13 protein-coding genes and 3 pseudogenes are annotated in these 16893 nt (G+C 67.5%); 9 read left to right on the forward strand and 7 right to left on the reverse strand.

The annotated features are described in order from the left end of the window. Nucleotides 1-940 precede the first annotated feature (940 nt). The 4 genes and pseudogenes from ACIQPR_RS47200 to ACIQPR_RS47215 all read left to right on the forward strand — a co-directional run. Nucleotides 941-1264, forward strand: coding sequence for a hypothetical protein (locus ACIQPR_RS47200; RefSeq protein WP_403663377.1), 324 nt, complete (start codon nucleotides 941-943; stop codon nucleotides 1262-1264). Continuing rightward, nucleotides 1264-1542, forward strand: a complete 279-nt coding sequence (locus ACIQPR_RS47205) for a hypothetical protein (protein ID WP_403663380.1) — start codon at nucleotides 1264-1266, stop codon at nucleotides 1540-1542. Before ACIQPR_RS47200 ends, ACIQPR_RS47205 begins: the two co-directional genes overlap by 1 nt. A gap of 108 nt (nucleotides 1543-1650) precedes the next feature. Next, nucleotides 1651-2058 (forward strand): hypothetical protein, encoded by a 408-nt coding sequence (locus ACIQPR_RS47210; protein WP_403663383.1) that lies wholly within the window; start codon nucleotides 1651-1653, stop codon nucleotides 2056-2058. A gap of 126 nt (nucleotides 2059-2184) precedes the next feature. Next, nucleotides 2185-2330: pseudogene (locus ACIQPR_RS47215) on the forward strand (IS5/IS1182 family transposase); the annotation flags it as partial. Nucleotides 2331-2368: 38 nt separating this feature from the next. Here the strand turns inward: ACIQPR_RS47215 and ACIQPR_RS47220 are convergent. Further along, nucleotides 2369-3691: a serine/threonine-protein kinase gene (locus tag ACIQPR_RS47220; RefSeq protein ID WP_403663386.1), complete on the reverse strand. Its 1323-nt coding sequence runs from the start codon at nucleotides 3689-3691 to the stop codon at nucleotides 2369-2371. 466 nt (nucleotides 3692-4157) lie between these two features. On the opposite strand from ACIQPR_RS47220, the gene ACIQPR_RS47225 reads away from it, so the two are divergent. Continuing rightward, nucleotides 4158-5267: an NAD(P)/FAD-dependent oxidoreductase gene (locus tag ACIQPR_RS47225; RefSeq protein ID WP_403663389.1), complete on the forward strand. Its 1110-nt coding sequence runs from the start codon at nucleotides 4158-4160 to the stop codon at nucleotides 5265-5267. 461 nt (nucleotides 5268-5728) lie between these two features. On the opposite strand, the pseudogene ACIQPR_RS47230 reads toward ACIQPR_RS47225, so the two are convergent. Both ACIQPR_RS47230 and ACIQPR_RS47235 read right to left on the reverse strand, forming a co-directional pair. Then, nucleotides 5729-6022 (reverse strand): annotated as a pseudogene (locus tag ACIQPR_RS47230) (RICIN domain-containing protein); the annotation flags it as partial. A gap of 164 nt (nucleotides 6023-6186) precedes the next feature. After that, nucleotides 6187-8541, reverse strand: a complete 2355-nt coding sequence (locus tag ACIQPR_RS47235) for an MMPL family transporter (protein WP_403663392.1) — start codon at nucleotides 8539-8541, stop codon at nucleotides 6187-6189. 172 nt (nucleotides 8542-8713) lie between these two features. Here ACIQPR_RS47235 and ACIQPR_RS47240 point away from each other — a divergent pair, with 172 nt between their 5' ends. Further along, complete coding sequence (locus ACIQPR_RS47240) at nucleotides 8714-9364, forward strand: TetR/AcrR family transcriptional regulator (RefSeq protein WP_403663395.1); 651 nt, start codon at nucleotides 8714-8716, stop codon at nucleotides 9362-9364. 662 nt (nucleotides 9365-10026) lie between these two features. Here the strand turns inward: ACIQPR_RS47240 and ACIQPR_RS47245 are convergent. Together ACIQPR_RS47245 and ACIQPR_RS47250 are read right to left on the reverse strand one after the other, a co-directional pair. Then, a complete protein-coding gene (locus ACIQPR_RS47245) occupies nucleotides 10027-10860 on the reverse strand; it encodes a pentapeptide repeat-containing protein (protein WP_403663398.1) in 834 nt (277 codons plus the stop codon). A 152-nt stretch (nucleotides 10861-11012) separates the two neighbouring features. Then, complete coding sequence (locus tag ACIQPR_RS47250) at nucleotides 11013-11198, reverse strand: hypothetical protein (protein ID WP_403663593.1); 186 nt, start codon at nucleotides 11196-11198, stop codon at nucleotides 11013-11015. A 15-nt stretch (nucleotides 11199-11213) separates the two neighbouring features. On the opposite strand from ACIQPR_RS47250, the pseudogene ACIQPR_RS47255 reads away from it, so the two are divergent. The 3 genes and pseudogenes from ACIQPR_RS47255 to ACIQPR_RS47265 form a co-directional block, all read left to right on the forward strand. After that, a pseudogene (locus ACIQPR_RS47255) lies at nucleotides 11214-11784 on the forward strand (transposase); the annotation flags it as partial. 36 nt (nucleotides 11785-11820) lie between these two features. Next, the gene (locus ACIQPR_RS47260; RefSeq protein WP_403663575.1) at nucleotides 11821-12840 is read left to right on the forward strand and encodes a pyridoxamine 5'-phosphate oxidase family protein; all 1020 of its coding nucleotides are present in this window, start codon (nucleotides 11821-11823) and stop codon (nucleotides 12838-12840) included. A gap of 848 nt (nucleotides 12841-13688) precedes the next feature. Then, entirely contained in the window at nucleotides 13689-14048 is a 360-nt protein-coding gene (locus tag ACIQPR_RS47265) for a hypothetical protein (RefSeq protein ID WP_403663401.1), read from the forward strand. A 650-nt stretch (nucleotides 14049-14698) separates the two neighbouring features. On the opposite strand, the gene ACIQPR_RS47270 is transcribed toward ACIQPR_RS47265, so the two are convergent. Beyond that, entirely contained in the window at nucleotides 14699-15631 is a 933-nt protein-coding gene (locus tag ACIQPR_RS47270; RefSeq protein WP_403663404.1) for a hypothetical protein, read from the reverse strand. Between the two features lie 204 nt (nucleotides 15632-15835). Next, a complete protein-coding gene (locus ACIQPR_RS47275; protein ID WP_403663407.1) occupies nucleotides 15836-16675 on the reverse strand; it encodes an IS5 family transposase in 840 nt (279 codons plus the stop codon). Between the last annotated feature and the right edge of the window lie 218 nt (nucleotides 16676-16893).

Genomic DNA, 16893 nt, shown 5'->3' on the forward strand with positions numbered 1-16893 from the left:
CAGGTACGCAGCCCGCACACCCCAGCCCCCGAAAGTACGTCACCGCCCCGCTACCAGGTGACTTGCCCGCTGACCGGCTTTTCAGACGCCCTCTAACCAGGCCTGGTCGACAGCCACCTCGGTCTTGTCGTAACCGCCCACAGATCCCCCCCAGCGGCCCTGCCGGGCCGCCGTCCGCCGCCGGACCGCTACTCCGCCCCAAGGCCAAGACGGCCACCACGGAGGCCGCTACGGCAGCCGTCATCGTGGGAGCACTGCTCCTGACCCGCCTCGATAGGCACCCCGTACCGCAGATACAGAAGAACTGGCGCATGTGCAGACGGGCGATTAACCCCCGCCCGCTGGCGTGTAGTTCGGACGTTTGACGCCGATCTCGGCTGTGAACCCGCGTGGCGGGATGTGTGTACTGCGGACAGCTGCCCGGGGTCCACATCCCGCCGTGTCGGCCACCACGCTGCGATCGACGGTCGTGAGCTGCCGCACCAGCTCGCGGCCGTGGTCGTCACCGCGGTGGTGGTCGGCGCGGTCGCTTGCGTGGCGGCGACGGCCGGCGTGTGCGGCGCAGTCCTGGTAGCGGGCGCCGAGGGCTTCACTGCCGGGGCCGAGATTGGCGGCCTGGGGGCCGCGGTGACAGGGGCGGCGGCCGGGGTGATCGGCGAAGGCGGGGCCGTGATCGCCGGGGCGGCGGGGATTGCCGGAGCGGGGGCGACAGCTGTCTCGGAAGGAGCTGAAACCGCCGCTGCGTCGAAGGCGGCTGGCCGGTCGGGAGCCAAGGAGGCGAGTTCCGCGGCGGAGGAGACCGCTGGTTCCGGCTCCGCTACGAGCGGCCAGCGGGACCAGGAGTCCGCGCCCAAGAGCGGCGCGAGTGCGGGGGAGCGCATCCCGGGGGCTCGCGCGCCGTACCTCCAACACGGGAGCGTTCTCCGAGCTGCAGGTACCCATGCAGAAGCGCGTCGTCAGCCAGGCGGCTTCCGACGCCGGCGTCGGACTGGCCGGTGTGACTGTCAAGATCAATCGCGATGCTGACCTGATTGGGCGTCAGTTTTTCGGGCACACGTCGCCGGACGGGACCATCACGCTGTATCCCGATGCGTTCTCCTCCATGGAGGATCTCGTCCGGACCATCGGTCACGAGCGGATGCACGTCATGCAGATCGGTGTGTATGGTCCGGCCTCCTCGCTGGAGCAGGAGGCCGCCTGGGAGAGGGCCGCCTACGCCTCGGAGGATCAGTTCTGGAATCATTTCAACGGGAGGCTGGGCTGATGGCTGATCGAGAGGCATGGCTGAAGGCGTTGGCACGCGTCGCCGAGGGCCATGATGAGGTGGGCAGCGGCCCGTGCCCGGTCTGCGGTCGCCACCGGCTGCAGTTGAGGTACATCGTCGAAACCAGCAGCAGGGTCGGCTATGCGTTGTTCTGGTGCGATGCGTGTCTGCATGGCATCAGGGTGTCCCGGGCGCGTGCTCCCGAGGGCTTCTGGACGTGGCCGCTAGACGATCCGGCTTCGGTTGCCGGTGTCCCGGACTTCACTCGGGATGATTGACAGCCGTGCCGTGGCAGGAAGCGGCGCGTGGCAAGAGGACGGACGAGGGATGGGGACGGGGAAGTGGCAGGCTCACGTGCGGAACGTCGTTCCGCCGGTACCGAAACGATGGTGGACGTGCTGCTGCGCTGGGCGTGGATCCGGCGCAGCACGCCCGCGCGGGACATCGCGGACTTCGACGGCGGCCAGCCGCTGCGGGTCGTCGGGTTCACGCAGAGCATCGGTGGGACGGTCAAGGTCTCGGTCGGCAGGGGCAAGCAGATCGCGAGGCTGAGGCAGGGCTATTTGCGGCTCGCCGCCGGTGAGGCGCCGGTCTGGAACGACGCGCGAGGAAGCCGGAGCGCGATCCTCCAGGCGCCGTTCCAGCTGAAGCTGGCGGGCGGGAAGGTGCGTATGGCCCCGAAGTTCGAGCGATACGAACTCGTCACGGGTGCGGGGACGTACGACCTGGCGGTGCCCAAGAAGGACGGGGACCTGTTGAGGTATGTGTTGGGCGGCGGGACGGAGACTCGCTAGTACTCCGGCAGTGCTTTGACGTTTTTCCTGCTCAGGGGTGGTTTGGGTGAGTGCAGTGGGCTGGTTGTCGGCCTGCGTCGTCTTTCCCGGGCCACCCCTTGATCGGGTGCAGCCGCCGCCGATAGGCCCGGCCGCGCGCACGACTTCACCGCGGCCCGAACCCACCGGATCATCCGGATCGTTGAGCGTCAGGGCATCCCCGTCCTCGCCGACCATGCCTATATGAGAGCCGGCCCATGGCTGACGACGGCCATGAAGTGCCACCCGGAGGTGGCGGTGCTCGTACCGTAGAGGAGGGTGAGGTGGTCGCTCACTGCGCTGTCCTTGAGGAGAAGCCGGCGGGCCGGTGCGGTGGGTGTTCGGGGGCGGGGACGTTGTTGCCCGGGGTGTTCATCTCGTCGGTGACGGGGGCGCCGGGGAGGCCGAAGAGGTCGTCGTTGCCGAAGACGTCGAGGGGCTGGGTCTCGTCGTCGGTGCGAGTGAAGGCGGGTGTCGCCACGCCTGTCAGCGGATCGGAGGGGACGGGGATCGCGCGCGGGTCGGTTGCCGCCCGAGCGGTAACTCCCGGGCCGGGTACGGCGGAGGTCGTCCTGTCGGTTGCCGAGTCGGCGCCCACGGTGTCCTTCGCGTCCGTCGTGGCAGTGCCTCCGGAAGCACCGGGGGCCCGATGATCGTCGTGGTGGAGCGCGAGCGCGCCGCCCGCGCCGATGACGACTGCCGTGGCCAGCACGGCGACCACGGCCCGGCGTCGGGAGGAACTCCGCGGTGCAGAAGGGGAGTTGGGCCAGGCGGGGTCTGCCGCGATGGGCACGGACCACTGTGCTGTGACCAAGTCCGCCAGGAATGTCGGGTTGTTGTCCGCTTCCGCTGTCCCGGGACCATCGAGGACCTGGGTGCACTCGGCCGCCAGCAGGTGTACGCAACGGTCCACTGCGTCGGCCGCCGTCGGCCGTTCGGCGGGTTCCTTGGCCAAGGTGCGTTCCAGGAGTTCCTTCAGTGCCTCCGGTGTTCCGTCCAGGTCGGGTCGGCCGGACATGACGCGGTAGGCCACTGCTTCGGGTGCGCCGGTGCCGAAGGGCAGGCGTCCGGTGGCCGCGTACGCCACGAGCGCGCCCCAGGCGAACATGTCGCCCTCCGCCGCGGTGACACCGCTGCGATAGTGCTCCGGACTGATCCAGCCCGGGGTGCCGGTCAGTACGCCGGTGCGGGTGACGCTGGTGCCGTCGGCGGCGTGCGCGATACCGAAGTCGAGCACGCGGGGGCCGTCCGGGGTCAGCAGTACGTTCTGTGGTTTGACGTCACGGTGTACGACGCCGGCCGAGTGGATCGCGGCGATGGCCTGCGCGGTACCGGCGGCGAAGGCGTACAGGACGCCGTCGGCCAGCGGTCCGTGCGCGGCTAAGTACTGCGCCAGCGTCGGCCCTGGGGCGTATGCGGTCGCCAGCCAGGGCGCGTCGGCGTCCGGATCCGCCGCGAGGAGCGGCAGCAGAAACGGCCCTTGGACTCGTGCAGAGAGGCGCACTTCACGGCGGAACCTGGCCCGGAACTCCGGATCGCCGGCCTGCACGGGATGGATCACCTTGACGGCGACCCGGTCCCCGCCGCCGCCCACCGCGGCGTACACCGTTCCCATACCGCCCGCACCCAGCCTGCCCACCACGCGATACGGGCCGACTCGGGAGGGATCACCAGGACAGGAGGGCTGGATCCGCCCACCGGGACCAGCAGCGCTCACGGGTTTGTCCGATTGGTCAGTGCGGAGACGGGTGAGGCTGGATGCTATCTGTCGAATGCATCTCCAAGTAGAGATCTGCTGGCATGACTATGGGCGGATGGCGCTGAAGGAGAACCAGCCGCGCGGTGGCTTCTGCTTCCTGGCGCTACTGACTTCAGCTCGCCAGGGTGGACTTCCTTGAGCTCCCTGATGGGCCCAGCGGGAGTTGTACTCCGTGGTGTGTGAGGCATGGGGATGAGGGTGTACTGAGGATTCCCCTTGATCACTTGGAGACGCGGGGCATCGGCAAGCGGTGATTGGTGCTTGCATACTGGAAACGGGAGTTTGCCCACGACCTGGGGAGGCGTTTGTGGGGGTGGGGTCCGTGAAGCGGCCTGAACGTGTTGCTGTCATCGGAGTGGGCATCCTCGGAGCCTGCGTGGGCTGGAACCTGTCCCGGCAGGGCGCCGAGGTGGTCTTCATCGACGCGGGCGAGCCGGGTGAGGGTGTCACCAACTGGTCTTTCTCGTGGGTCAACGCCAGCAACAAGACCGCTCGCAAGTCCTACTTCGACCTGAACGTCGCAGGCATGGCGGCGCACCGTGAGCTTGCCGGGACCATCGGCCCGGACTCATGGTGGTATCCCAGCGGCCACCTGCGCTGGGCAGACGATGCCGCTGTGCAGGCGAAGCTCCTGGAGACGGCTGGACTGCTGACCAGTTGGGACTACCGGGTTGAGGTGTGCACCGGGGACGAGGTGCGTCGGCGCCTCGAACCTGATCTCAGGATGCCCGGCGAGGTTCCAGTCGTCTTCTACCCTGATGAAGCCTGGGTGCATGGACGGTATCTCGTCGGTCGCCTGGTCGGTCAGGCTGTTGCATCCGGCGCCGAGCTCCGGTCCGGCACGGCGGTCTGTGACATCGGTACCGGTGGCGACGGGAGCATCCGGACAGTTGCTTTCTCTGATGGAAGCCGTCTCGACGTCGACATCGTCGTGAACGCAGCGGGCCCCAGCGCCTCCCACGTCGCCGGGCTCCTCGCACGGCACTTGCCGATGCGCCGGGAACCCGGCGTCGTCACGCGGATCGGGTGTGCCGAGGTCCCGGTGCGTCGGGCCATGCACGCGCCGCATGTCGAGATGCGTCCTGACGGGGATGGTTTGGTAGTCCTCCACAGCCGCGAGATCGACGCACTGATCGACACCGGCAAAGGTCCAGCGCAACTCGCGCGCCTGCTCCATGAATCGGCACGGCAAGTCGTTCCCGAACTCGGCGACTCACGCATCGCACAGACGCGGGTGGCCCACCGTCCCATCCCCGCCGACGGATTCCCCTCGGTGGGAGCGGTACCGTCTCTGCCGGGCTACTACGAGGCCGTTTCCCACAGCGGCATCACGCTCGGGCCGGTCATCGGCCGGCTCCTCGCTTCGGAAATCCTCAGAGGGACGAGAGACAAGCTGTTGGCGGATTTCCGCCCGGAGCGGTTCACCTCGTGACTGCTCAGGCAAGCGCCACCGGCATCGCCACCGGGCGGGGTGTCTCCGCGCGCCCGAAACAGGCTCGTAAGCCGCGCCCGCCGCCTCAGGCGAGCCGGAAGGACCAGACAGTCCTCCACCTCTGCCGCTCCACCTCGCGCACGAGTTGCCGATTCATCACGGCGGCGGCGATGTCCGGCCGTCAGGGGCCAGGCCGGTGTCCGTATGAAGCCGTTGAGGGTGTCGGGCCGGTATCGGAGGCGCCCGAGCCGGTTACGGACGAGGGCTTTGAGCCGGTCGAGGGCCGACGACAGCGAGGTTGGCAAGGCTGCACTTGACATGTGCCCATAGCCATTCGACTGGGTTCAGGTCCGCTGAGTACGCGGGCAGCAGGAACAGGCCGACGGGAGGGAACCGGGGCCGACGGCGAACCCCTCCGCGCCAGGGTTCCGAAGAGGGCCGAGGAGCTCGTGGACGGGAGGTCAGAGGGCGGTGAACGTCCACATCAGGTTGGTGCTCCCGTCGTAGTTCCACAGCTTGGTGGGGGAGCCGGACCAGACGTTGCCGCCGCCGTCGAGGACAAGTCCGCTGGTGCGGTTGGCGATGGAGAACCCGCCGTCACCGCGGTGGGTGACCGTCCACTGCTGGTTGGTGCCGCCGTTCCAGGCGGCCTGGCGGGCGGCGGAGCCGTCCGAGGTGGCACCCCAGCTGTCGGCGACCATGCCGTTCGTGCAGTCGACCAACTTGTAGTAGCCGCAGCCGACTTCGACCGCCTGTCACTTGCGAGGCGGAGGCGGATAGGTATGTCGCTCGGCAGGATGCACACATCCCCTCTATCGTTCCCGGTTCGAGTGGATGTCGTCCTTCATGATTCGACTTGGGGAGTCACATGTCTGGCCGCCGTTCGGAGAACGGCGGCCAGGGAAGACGCTGTCGAGCGTCAGCCGACGGATTCGACGGTTTGTGCCTCGCCGTGCGGCCGGGGTGCGGTGGAGCGAGGCGGCGGGATCTTCTGAGCGAGTTTGTCGCCCTCGACGTCCAGGTCGGGCAGGAGCCGGTCCAGCCAGGTGGGGATCCACCAGGCGCGGTCCCCGGCGAGGGCCATGGTGGTGGGGATGAGCGTCATCCGGATGACGAAGGCGTCGATGAGAATGCCCGCGGCGAGCGCGAAGCCCGCCTGTTTGATCATGGGCTGGGCGTTGAAGACGAACCCGGCGAAGACGGAGACCATGATGGTGGCCGCCGCCACGATGACCGAGGCGGCGCGTGCGAAGCCGGTGACGGTGGCGCCCCGGGCGGTTTCGCCGTGGACGTGCGCCTCGCGCATGGAGGTCACCAGGAACATCTGGTAGTCCATCGCGAGTCCGTAGAGGACTCCGGTGATGATGATGGGCAGCAGGCTCACGACAGGTGCCGTGGCATCCATGCCGATCAGGCTCTGCATCCAGCCCCACTGGAAGACCGCCGTGGTGAGGCCGAACGCGGCGGACACACTCAGCAGGAATCCGAGGGTCGCCGTCACGGGGACCAGGACGGAACGGAAGACGAGGAGCAGGACGATCAGCGAGAGCCCGAGCACGACCGCCACGTAGAGGGGCAGAACGTCGGCGAGCCGGTCCGAGACGTCGATCGCGAGCGCGGTGAAGCCGGTGACGCCGATGACGGCGCCGTGGGCTCGGCCGATGCGCGGGCTCTCGTCGCGCACGGCGGTGACGAGGTCCTTGGTCGCGTCGTCGTTCGGGCCGCTGGCGGGAATGAGACTGAGGAGAGCGGTGGTGCCGGTCTTGTTCATCCCCGCGAGGGAGACCGCTGTGGTGCCCTTCGTCTGGCGCAGTTCCGTGGCCACCGCTGCCAAGGCTTCGGGTGTGAGAGCCCGTCCACTTGTGGCGGAGTCGACGGATACGAGCAGGGGGCCGTTGAAGCCGGGGCCGTAGGCTTCGCTGGTCAGTTCGTAGCTGCGGCGTTGGCCGGTGTCGGTGTTGTAGCTGGCCCCGGACGGCAGGCCCAGTTTCATGTCGGCGGCCGGCACGGCGAGGACCGCGGGGACCAGGATCGCTGCGGCCAGGGCGGCGTACCGGTGGCGGACCAGCTGCGTTCCCCAGCGGGAGGTCCGGGTGTTCGCGGTGCTGGTGCCCGGGCCGCTCGGTCCACGGCGGAGCCGGGCGGGACGTACCCGTTCTCCGACGAGTCCGAGCAGCGCCGGCAACAGGGTGAGGGCGAGCAGGACGGTGATGGCGATGGTGGCAGCCGCCACCAGGGCCATGGTGGAGAGGAGGGCGATGCGGATGACCAGGAGCCCGGCAAGGGCGATGACGACGGTGCTTCCGGCGAAGAACACCGCGCTCCCGGCAGTGCCGATGGCGCGAGCGGTCGCTTCATGTGCGTCCAGCGCGTCATCCGCGAGCAGTCGGCGTGCGCGGCTGATGATGAACAGGGCGTAGTCGATGCCGACGGCCAGCCCCAGCATCAGGGCCAGCACCGCGGCGAGTGAGTGGATCTCGAACACCGTGGAGAGGGTGAACGCGCCGCCCACTCCCACTGTGACCCCGACGAAGGCGATGGCCAGAGGCAGGCCCGCGGCCACCACCGACCCCAGGGTGATCAGCAGGACGAGGGCCGCGACGGCGAGCCCGACGATCTCTCCAGTGCCGATGATCTCGGGTATCTCCATCATCGAGGCGGACGGCAGGACCTGTAGGCCGCCATGTGCTGCCTGGCGCTCGGCGGCCTCGACGGTGCTGTCGATCGTCCCGGAGGGAAGCTCGTAGGTCTGCTGGTCGAACTGGAACTGCATCAGTGCCGTTGTGCCGTCGGCGGAGACGATCACGCCGGGGACGGGGTTGCCGTTCGATGTGAAGGGCGCGGGCGCATGGTCCGTGGACGGAGCGCCGGCAGCCTGCGCCACCGCTGTCTGAGCCCGCAACAGCGGACTGGCCGAGCCCTTGGCGAGCTCCGAGGCCAAGGCCTTCCGGGTGTCCACGACGTGGTCGTGGCGGTAGACCGAGTCCACCGCTGCCAGGAGCGCCGTTCGGACCTTCGGGTCGTCGATCCGGGAGCCCGCAGGGGCCTTGAACAGCAGCATGCCCTGGCCCCCGGAAGCCTCCGGCAGGGTCCTGGCCAGTTCGTCGATGACCTTCTGGGACGGGGTGCCGTCGATGCGCGCGTCGTTACTGAGCCTGACGGGACTGACCGCGAGGAGCGTCACTACGGACGCCACCACGGCGAGCCAGCCTCCCATGACGTACCAGGGCTTGCCGTAGGCGAACCTGCCCAGGCGGTACAGCAGAACGGACACAGGTCTCTCCCTCTACTCCGCAGCCTGGCGATCCGGGCCACGTGATGAAGTGAGAGACTACTACCGAAGTGATATGGAACTATCGAACCGGTAGTCGACTACCGATGAGATAAAGTGATCTCGCCCAGGGGAAGGTCGTCAGGGGCCTTCGTCTCAGCAGGAAGGGGCACGGATGCCGACCGCCAACGACCGCGCCACCAGGCGCCGAGTGGACGCCCGCTCCAGCGTCGAGCGCATCACGGTCGCGGGACGGACTGTGCTGGGCAAGGGAGAGGGCTCGCTGGAGCTGATCGCTGCCGAAGCCGGCGTGGGCATCGCCACGCTCTACCGGCACTTCCCCAACCGGGAGGCGATCGTCCGGGCGGTCCTTGACGACATTCTAGAAACCGACCTCCTTCCTCTCATCGAACGCGCCGCTGGTGCCCCCGACACCCGCCAGGCGTTGCACGACATCGCCACGCGCCTGCTCGACCTGATCACTGCGGAGCGGGGTCTGGTCACCTTCGCGAGCAACTTCGCCGATGTCGCGGTGGACGTCCTCCAGAACTTCAGCGCCTCTCTGCATCCGCTCCTGCTGCGTGCGCAAGAGGCCGGCGAGGTCCGCGGCGACCTCACTGCCGAGGACATCCCGCACTTCCTCGTCATGGCCGTCGCGGGCCTCGCGATTCCCAGCGCCGCCCCCTCCCTGCGCGCCCGCTTCATCGCCCTGCTCTTCGACTCGCTCAACCCGGCCAACGCGACCCCGCTGCCGCCGCTCCTCGCGGGAGAGGGAGACCTGCGCACTGCCCTCGGCAACGTGAATGGAGGGTGTCAGGCCGAGTGACGTCGGGTCTGCTCGGCCGAGGCGATGATCTGCGATCGGAGGAATCACGGGATCCCGATGACGCATCATGTGGAGTGCGTGGCGATCCTTGAGCCGGTCGCAAAGGGAGTCTGACCTGCGGCTTTACCGGTGCGCATTATGTGCGGTGTGGGCGTTACGGGCGATATCTTGACGCTGAAATGACGCTCGTTCTGATGGGGTGTCAGGCGAAGTGCACCGCTGGTCAAGCAGCCTGATGGCGAAGGCCGTGAGGTGGGAGTGCCGGAAATTTCGTGGTGTTGGGCACTCGCGCTGGGCCGCGTGCGCGGAGCACCCAGCAGGTTCTTCGTCTGCTGGTGGTACAGCTGGTACGGCCTTTTGACCAGTAAGAGTGTCGGTCCCACGGGTTCGACGAGGGGAGTTGGCCCGCGTATGGTCCGGATCTTGGTGGTAGCAGGGACGGGCGGTGAGTGAGATAGCACGTGACCGTTCGGTGCGAATGGCCGTTTTGGACAGGTCGCAGAGGCGTTGGGGCCGATGGAGAGCCACGAAGCCTGGGTAGCGGCCCTGATCCAACTACCTGATCAGGGCCGCTTGTCCATGTGCCGCCTCGTGCACCCCATCGGCGGCCCTCTGGCCGGCTGCACATCGGCCGGGCGCTGAAAGGGCGTTCTGGCAGGCGATCAGCAGGACAGGTCTGATGGCAGGCGCATCGTCGCGTCCGTCACCGCAGTCCGCAACTGGTCGCAGGTGAGCCCCCTGGTCTGAGAAAGGTCGGCACCGAAGAGGTTGGCCCTGTCGAGGTGGGCGCCGCTCAAGTCGGCGCCAGGCAGATGAGCCTTCTGCAGTTTTGCGCCGACCAGGGACGCACGCTGGAGATCGGCGCCGTCCAGGTGCGCGCCGTGCAGATCGGCCTCATACAGGTCGGCATGGTAGAAGTCGGCCTTCTGAAGGTCCAGGTAGGCGATGCGAACCTTGCGCAGGTCGAGTTGGTGGGTCTCACCGCTGCGGTCTCTGCGGCCGAGAACGGTGAGCGCGGCCTGGGCGTCACCGTGCGCGAACGCCTTGTTGGAGGGATCGCCCTTGAGTTGGTCGTGATAGCGGATGAAGGAGGAGAGCACGTCCACGATGGCGTTGTGATCGCGTCGCGAGTCGCTCATCAGCCGTTCGAGGGCGTACACGGCACCGATGCGGACATCCTCCTTGCCTGGGCCGCTCGCGTCGAGTTCCTCGATCGCCTTGGCATAGCGGTCGGTCACCTGGCTTTGGGCTGCGGTCGCTGCTTGCTGTTGCGCGACTTGAAACGTCTTCGCTGTATACACCAGGGCACCGAGCGCCAGCAGACCTGTCAGGCACTTCAACAAGAGATCGCGGTTCGCTGTGAGAGCGTCCTGACGTTCTCTGGGCGGCGTGCTCGCCGCGGGGAGACCTCTTGTCAACCACTGCGCTACGGGCCCGAGCAGGAGGAAGAGTACGACCAAAGCGGCAGCCACTACGGCCCCTATGAGCAGCGTCATATGGTCAGTGAGCCCACTGGCCGAACGCGGAGGAAAGGGTTCCGGCCAGTCGTTGCGGACATCTTGCCTGCTGTTCGAGTCGAATCGACACCCGGCGGGTCGCGTCTGCTGGAGTGGTGTATCGACGGCCATTCGGTGATCTCGTTTTGAGGCTATGCGGTGAGCCCGGTGGGTGGGACGGTCTGGTGGGTTTGTGACTCGACCGGAGGGAGGCTCACCTTCGCGAGGAGTTCGATGCCCATGTAGTGGCGGGCCTCGGCCCATTCATCGTCCTGGCCGGCCAGGAAGGCGTCTACCAGGAAGATCAGGGCGGTGCGGTCGGGAAATATCTCGACCACGTCGGTGTGGCGGCTGATCTACTTATCGTCTTCGACGCCGGATATGACGCACTGCGCACGGCACACCTCCTAGCCGGCCTCCCAGTCGAGGTGCTGGGATGGATGCGCTCCGACCGTGTTGTGCGACGGCCGAGAACCTAGCTCGAGCAGCACCGCCCTGGCCCATCCTCAGGGTGGTAGGCCGCCGAGGCACGGCAAAGAGCTCCGCTTCGCCAAGCCGCAGACCTGGGCATCCCGGACGCGGCCACGACGAAGTTTACCGACCGGTAGGGGGCCGCTCGCGCGATGGACTGGGGTGCATCCACCCGAGGCTGACCACCCGCTCCGCGTGGATCGACCACACCGGCGAACTCCCCGTCGATGAAGGCGCGCTGATCCGCCTCCAGGCCGACCGCCTGCCCGGCGGAGGCGACCCGCTGCGGCTCTGGCTGTGGTCGTCCGCCACCGGCCTGAACAGCGAAGACGTCGACGTGCGCTGGGCAGGCTTTCTTGGGGAGATTCGTCATCTACTACCTTTTCAGGCTGATGAAACAGACCATCGCGTGGACCCGGCCGAAGCTGCCGGACCCCTGAGGCCAGCGAGCGCTCGTGTGGACCGCGTACGTCCTCGTCGATACACGCCATGGAGCATCGGCAAAGTAGCGCGGTTGTGTCGTTACGCTGTCCAGTCGGCAGCGGCCTGCGCTCGACTCACGGCTACTACCTGGACGTCCCGTTCGGTGAGATCCTCGCCCACCAGGCGACCAAGCCGATTGCTGGCGATACCAGCGAGATGCAGCTGCGCGACCGGTACCGGGCACGCGATCTGTTGCCTGTCAGCGCCGGGACCGTCGACCGCACCATGAACGACACCGGTCTGGCCCACCTGTCCGCCGTGGACAACCAGCCGGAGTGCAACTGTGACGCGCCACGCGTACCGGCCATGAGGACGACCACGGATATAGCGATGCTGTGCCCAGCCCCGACCATGGCTGGTAAGGGCCTGTTTTTCGGCTCGGTCTGTGATGGGGCCGTTCGGAGCGGGTTCGGGGCCGATGGGCTCATGGCCGCTGCAGGTGTGAGGGCTCACCCTGGCGGGATCCGGGCAGGGCCGTGGGATGTGTCGTGCCGGGAAGTCGGTGCTGACGCGCTCTGTCTGCCGTTGTGGTTCCTCGCCTTCCTCTGTGGCTGGTGGGGTGCGCGGGAGATGCTCTGCCTGGTCAGGAGTCGTGAGATGAGCAGTGCGTTTCCCCGCGCCGGCGCGAGACGGATGACCGAGCTGGCGCCTGAGGAAGCGGTGGAGCTGCTGGCGAGCGTGCCGCTTGGCAGGATCGGTTTCTCCCGCCGGGCTCTGCCCGTGATCCGCCCGGTCAACCATCTCGTGGAGGGCGGGTACATCGTGATCCGTACACACGTCGGCTCCGCGGTGCTGCGCCGTTCGCCGGTGCCGGAGGTGGTGGTCTACGAGGCCGATCACATCGATCTCCCCTCCCGTTCGGACTGGAGCGTCATGGTCACCGGACGGGCCGGTCAGGTCGCGGACCCGCTGGAGGTGACCCGCTATCAGCGGCTGCTGGTGCCCTGGATCGACATGGGAATGGACATGGACCAGGTGGTGAAGATCTCGATGGAGATCATCACCGGATACCGCATCGGGCCGTGAGCCGGCGACGCCCATTCCCCGGCAGCCGTCGGAGGCGGGGTGTCAAGGTGTCTGCTGGTCCCTGTGCTTGCCCCAGACGGCCCGGTGCGGGCTGTGCGCGGATGCCGCACGGTGGGGGCCATGCGTTGGTGTGCTGTCGCACAGCGGCGGGAGCACACCATGACGGCTTTATGGCCGGACGGTGATCCTGCCGGGAGGGCCACGTCCGGGTCGGTGCCGACGTGGTCACGGCCGGAGGCGGGCGGGAGCGAACCCGGCCGGGTGTCCGCGCGGGGAATGCCGCCCGCGCGGACACTGTCCCGACCGGGGGCGGCCGGCGCGGCCGGTCGGTGGCAGCGCGCGACGGCCGCCTGCGCGCTATGCCGCGCTCTGCTGTGCGAGCCGGGCACATCGCGCGGGAGGATCCTCGCGGCCCCTGGGGTGCGCGGGAGTGCACTCCAGCTCGGTGCGGCCGTCAAGAACCACGGAGCTGCGAACCGCGGAGATCACGGCGGAGAACGGCGCACAAGGTTGGAAAGTCGGCCGACCACCGCTGCGCGTCCTCATTCCCGCCAGCGCGGACCGGGCTATCGCGTCTGTGCCTGTGGACTGTCCTGTACAGAGCTTAGAAGGGATCGCGGGCACGGAACAGCCGACGCACTGAGGAACCCGGCCGACGCCGGTCCCGCCAGTACGGGCTCACGACCGGGCCGAGGCGCAGGGCTGCGTCGGCGCCGCACGGAATCCCGGAAGAAAAGACCCCAGTACCAGGCGAAAAGCCTGCGCAAGGCGAGCGCCGGGTGCCGTGCCCGCCACCGACGGGAACGACACGATCCCCGGAAGGGCCAAAACGAGGGAGTACAACCAGCATGCACACCGAAGCGGACCGAGCCCAGTGGCTGATCACTCTGTTCTTCAGCGGACACGCCCCGGACACAGACAACCGTGCGGCGTTCCTGCACGCCCACCCGCCCACCCTGCTGTGCAGCGAATCTGCACGCCAGCTGCGCCACTGGTCGACACAGCGCGCCCGCCAGGCCCTGCGCTCCGGTGGCGCCGACTGGGACGCCCAGCACCGTATCCTCCACGAACGCCAACAACTGGTGACCTGGCTGGACCAGTACGGCCTGGGCCCCTACACCACGCGCCCCTGCCACCACCATCTGCGGCCGTTCCCCTTCCCGCACCAGGCGGACATATGGCAACGCAGCGAGGACTCTTCCAGTTGATCATGCGGCATCCCGTGACAGTGGGCGACGTCATGGCGTCCGGCTGGTCGGTTCGTGCGGCGGTGAGGTGCCTGGTCATCAATATGACGGCGGCCCAGGTGATGAGTGCCCCGCTCATCTCGGACAGCCGTTCATGGTCGCGGCGGTGACGGCGGGCCCTCATGATCCACGACCAGCCACGTTCGACGGCCCACCTGCGCGGAAGCACGACTAAGCCTTTGACTCTGGAGGCATCGGACGGTCCTGGTGATGATGTCGGGGTACTTCTCGCCCAGGGGATGACGCGTTCTCGGGGTAGGCGAGTCGATCCAACGACGGTCCGACGTACCCGGACATAACATCAGGCTGGACCTAGCCCATATCCAGGTCAGAAGAAGAGGTACAGGCTCTCAGCTTGTTCTTTATCCATCAGGCTCGAACGATGTCCCGAACGTGATCGCTCATCCGGGTGTTCGCCTGACGTGGGCACGGCCTTCTGCTGATCATGTGCTCTGACCAAGGATGCACTGAACTCGTTGAAGGCCTTGGGGGAATGAGTCTGCTGCACCGCGATGTCCAGCGGGTGCCTTTCGCTGAAGCGTCTGAAACCCGGCTCCCTGGGCATGACCACCCCGCGAACACGTGTGGAACCTCCAGGTGAATCGCGTTACCTACGGTGCCAGTTGGGCACCGAACCCGCCGCCGGGCAGGCGGGGGGATGTCGAACCCGGGGTCTGTCGAGGCTTCGGCAACAGCGCCTCCTCCGGGGTCGCGCGAGCAGGTCCGGGGCGAGCCGTGTTTTCGCCCCTCGGCACTATGGGGCGAGAGGGCTCTAGGGTCCTCCTGCCGTTTGTCCGCTGGCTGCCAAGCTCGGACATGCGCTCTCGGTTGGATTGTTCCAGCGTCATCGGCGGACAACGCCCAGGGTTGGGTTCAAGCTCTGGCCCGGCGACGGCTGAGGTCGGTTCCGTTGCCCGGTGAGATGGTTCGGCGGCGCCCGCGAAGTTTCGCACCGAGTCGGCAAGTTCTCGCAGTCGGTTCATGTTGATGTTGTGCACGGCCTCGCCGATGACACGTGTCGCGTCGTCGGCGAGGGTCAGGAAGGTGGGGTGCAGGATGTACTTGCTCAGCTTGACCATCGCCTCCCACTTCTCTTGGCCATGGGTCAGGTCGGTGCAAATGGTGGCGGCCCAGCCCTCAGGTGAGGCGTGCGGGAGCATCAGCCGCCCGAGCACGTCGAAGGCATCGGCCGTTTGGCGCTCGCCAAGATGCGGTACCTCGGCCTGCCCCGCCAGGCCGAGGTCGCCCTCTGTCCATCGGTGCGCCAGCGCGTGTACGGCGAGTTGAAGAGAGGTACAGACGAATTCCCTCTGCGCTGCGGCCCCGACTGGCGGGTGAACTGGCTGGTCAGGACCCAGCATCGCCTGCGCCTGCCCCGCCAGGACACCGAGAGCCCATGTGCGCCGTTCCAAGTCCGGAGGGCAGCACCGCAGTTCCCGGGCAGCTTCGCGAGCTGCATGCAGCACCCCGCGAGCCAGTTGGTCGAAGTGCTCAACCGACGCGGCGGCCCACTGACTGGCGCCCCTTTGGTCATCGGCGTCCACGCTGCTCCCCCTCCTCGGCCGGTCCGACAGTACGAGAAGGAAGGCCGATAAGCCCAGGATGCCCCGTCCAGTGCCGTTGTAGCCCCATCGGCGGCGTCGAAACAGCGGGTAGCACGCCCCGGACCGTCAACGCCTCAGTTCTGCAAGTACGTCAGAGGGCGTTTTCTTCTGCTGTTTAGTCCCGGATTGCCGGATTGAGGCGGTTCACGTGCCGCGCCAGCTCGGGGTGGATTCGGCTGTGAGGCGACGTGTCGTGAGGTTGATCATCGCGAGGTGGACCATGGCTTCGGAGCGGTGGGAGTGGGCTTCGTAGTCGCGGGCCAGGCGGCGGTGGTTCATGAGCCAGCCCAGCGTTCTCTCGACGGTCCACCGCCGGGGCAGGACGGTGAAGCCTCTGGTGTTGGGGTCTCGGCGGACGTTGTGCATGTCGATGCCGAGGGTCGCGGCGTGCTCGACGAGGTGCTGGCGGTATCCGCCATCGACCCAGGTCTTGCGGACGGTGGGATGCTCGGCGGCCACCTTCTCGATCAGGGCCTGGCCGGCGACGGAGTCCTGGACGCTTGCGGCCGTGGCCAGCACCGTCAGCAGCAGGCCGAGGGTGTCGACGACAACGCTCCGCTTGCGGCCCACGATCTTTTTGCCCGCGTCGACGCCCTGGCCGGCTGCGGGGACGTTGGTGGAGGTCTTGATGCTCCGTGAGTCGATGACGCAGGCGCTGGGGTCGACCTCTCGGCCTTCCTGCCTGCGGACTTGTCGACGCAGGAGGCTGTTGAGCTGGTCGAAGACGCCCTCCTCCTGCCAGCGGGCGAAGTAGGCGTAGACAGTGTTCCAGTGCGGGTAGTCGTGCGGGAGGTAGCGCCAGGGGATCCCGGTGCGGTTCACGTAGAGGATCGCGTCCAGGAGGCTGCGCAGGTCATGGTCCGGCGGGCGGCCGATGTCCAGTCCGCGGCCGCGGCGCTCGGCTCGCCAGGCGGTCAGGACCGGTTCGACCAACTCCCAGCGGGCATCGGACAGATCGCTCGGATAACGGCGACGTTCAGGCACAATTCGGGACTACCCGCAAGGCACAGGCGCGCGTGCCAGCGCTCGAAGCGCACGGCGCGTAATCCGGCGCCTTGGGATGAAACAGGAGCAGCCAGGCCAAGACGCCCGCCTAATCAACTCTCCTGCAACGCAGGCCGCATCAACCTCATCGCTCACACCAGATCCGACGCAAAAACCTACCCGAAACACCTCGACAAGGAGCAAAAAACCCTCTCAAA

It is taken from the genome of Streptomyces sp. NPDC091280, assembly GCF_044768565.1.
Classification (GTDB): Bacteria; Actinomycetota; Actinomycetes; order Streptomycetales; family Streptomycetaceae; genus Streptomyces.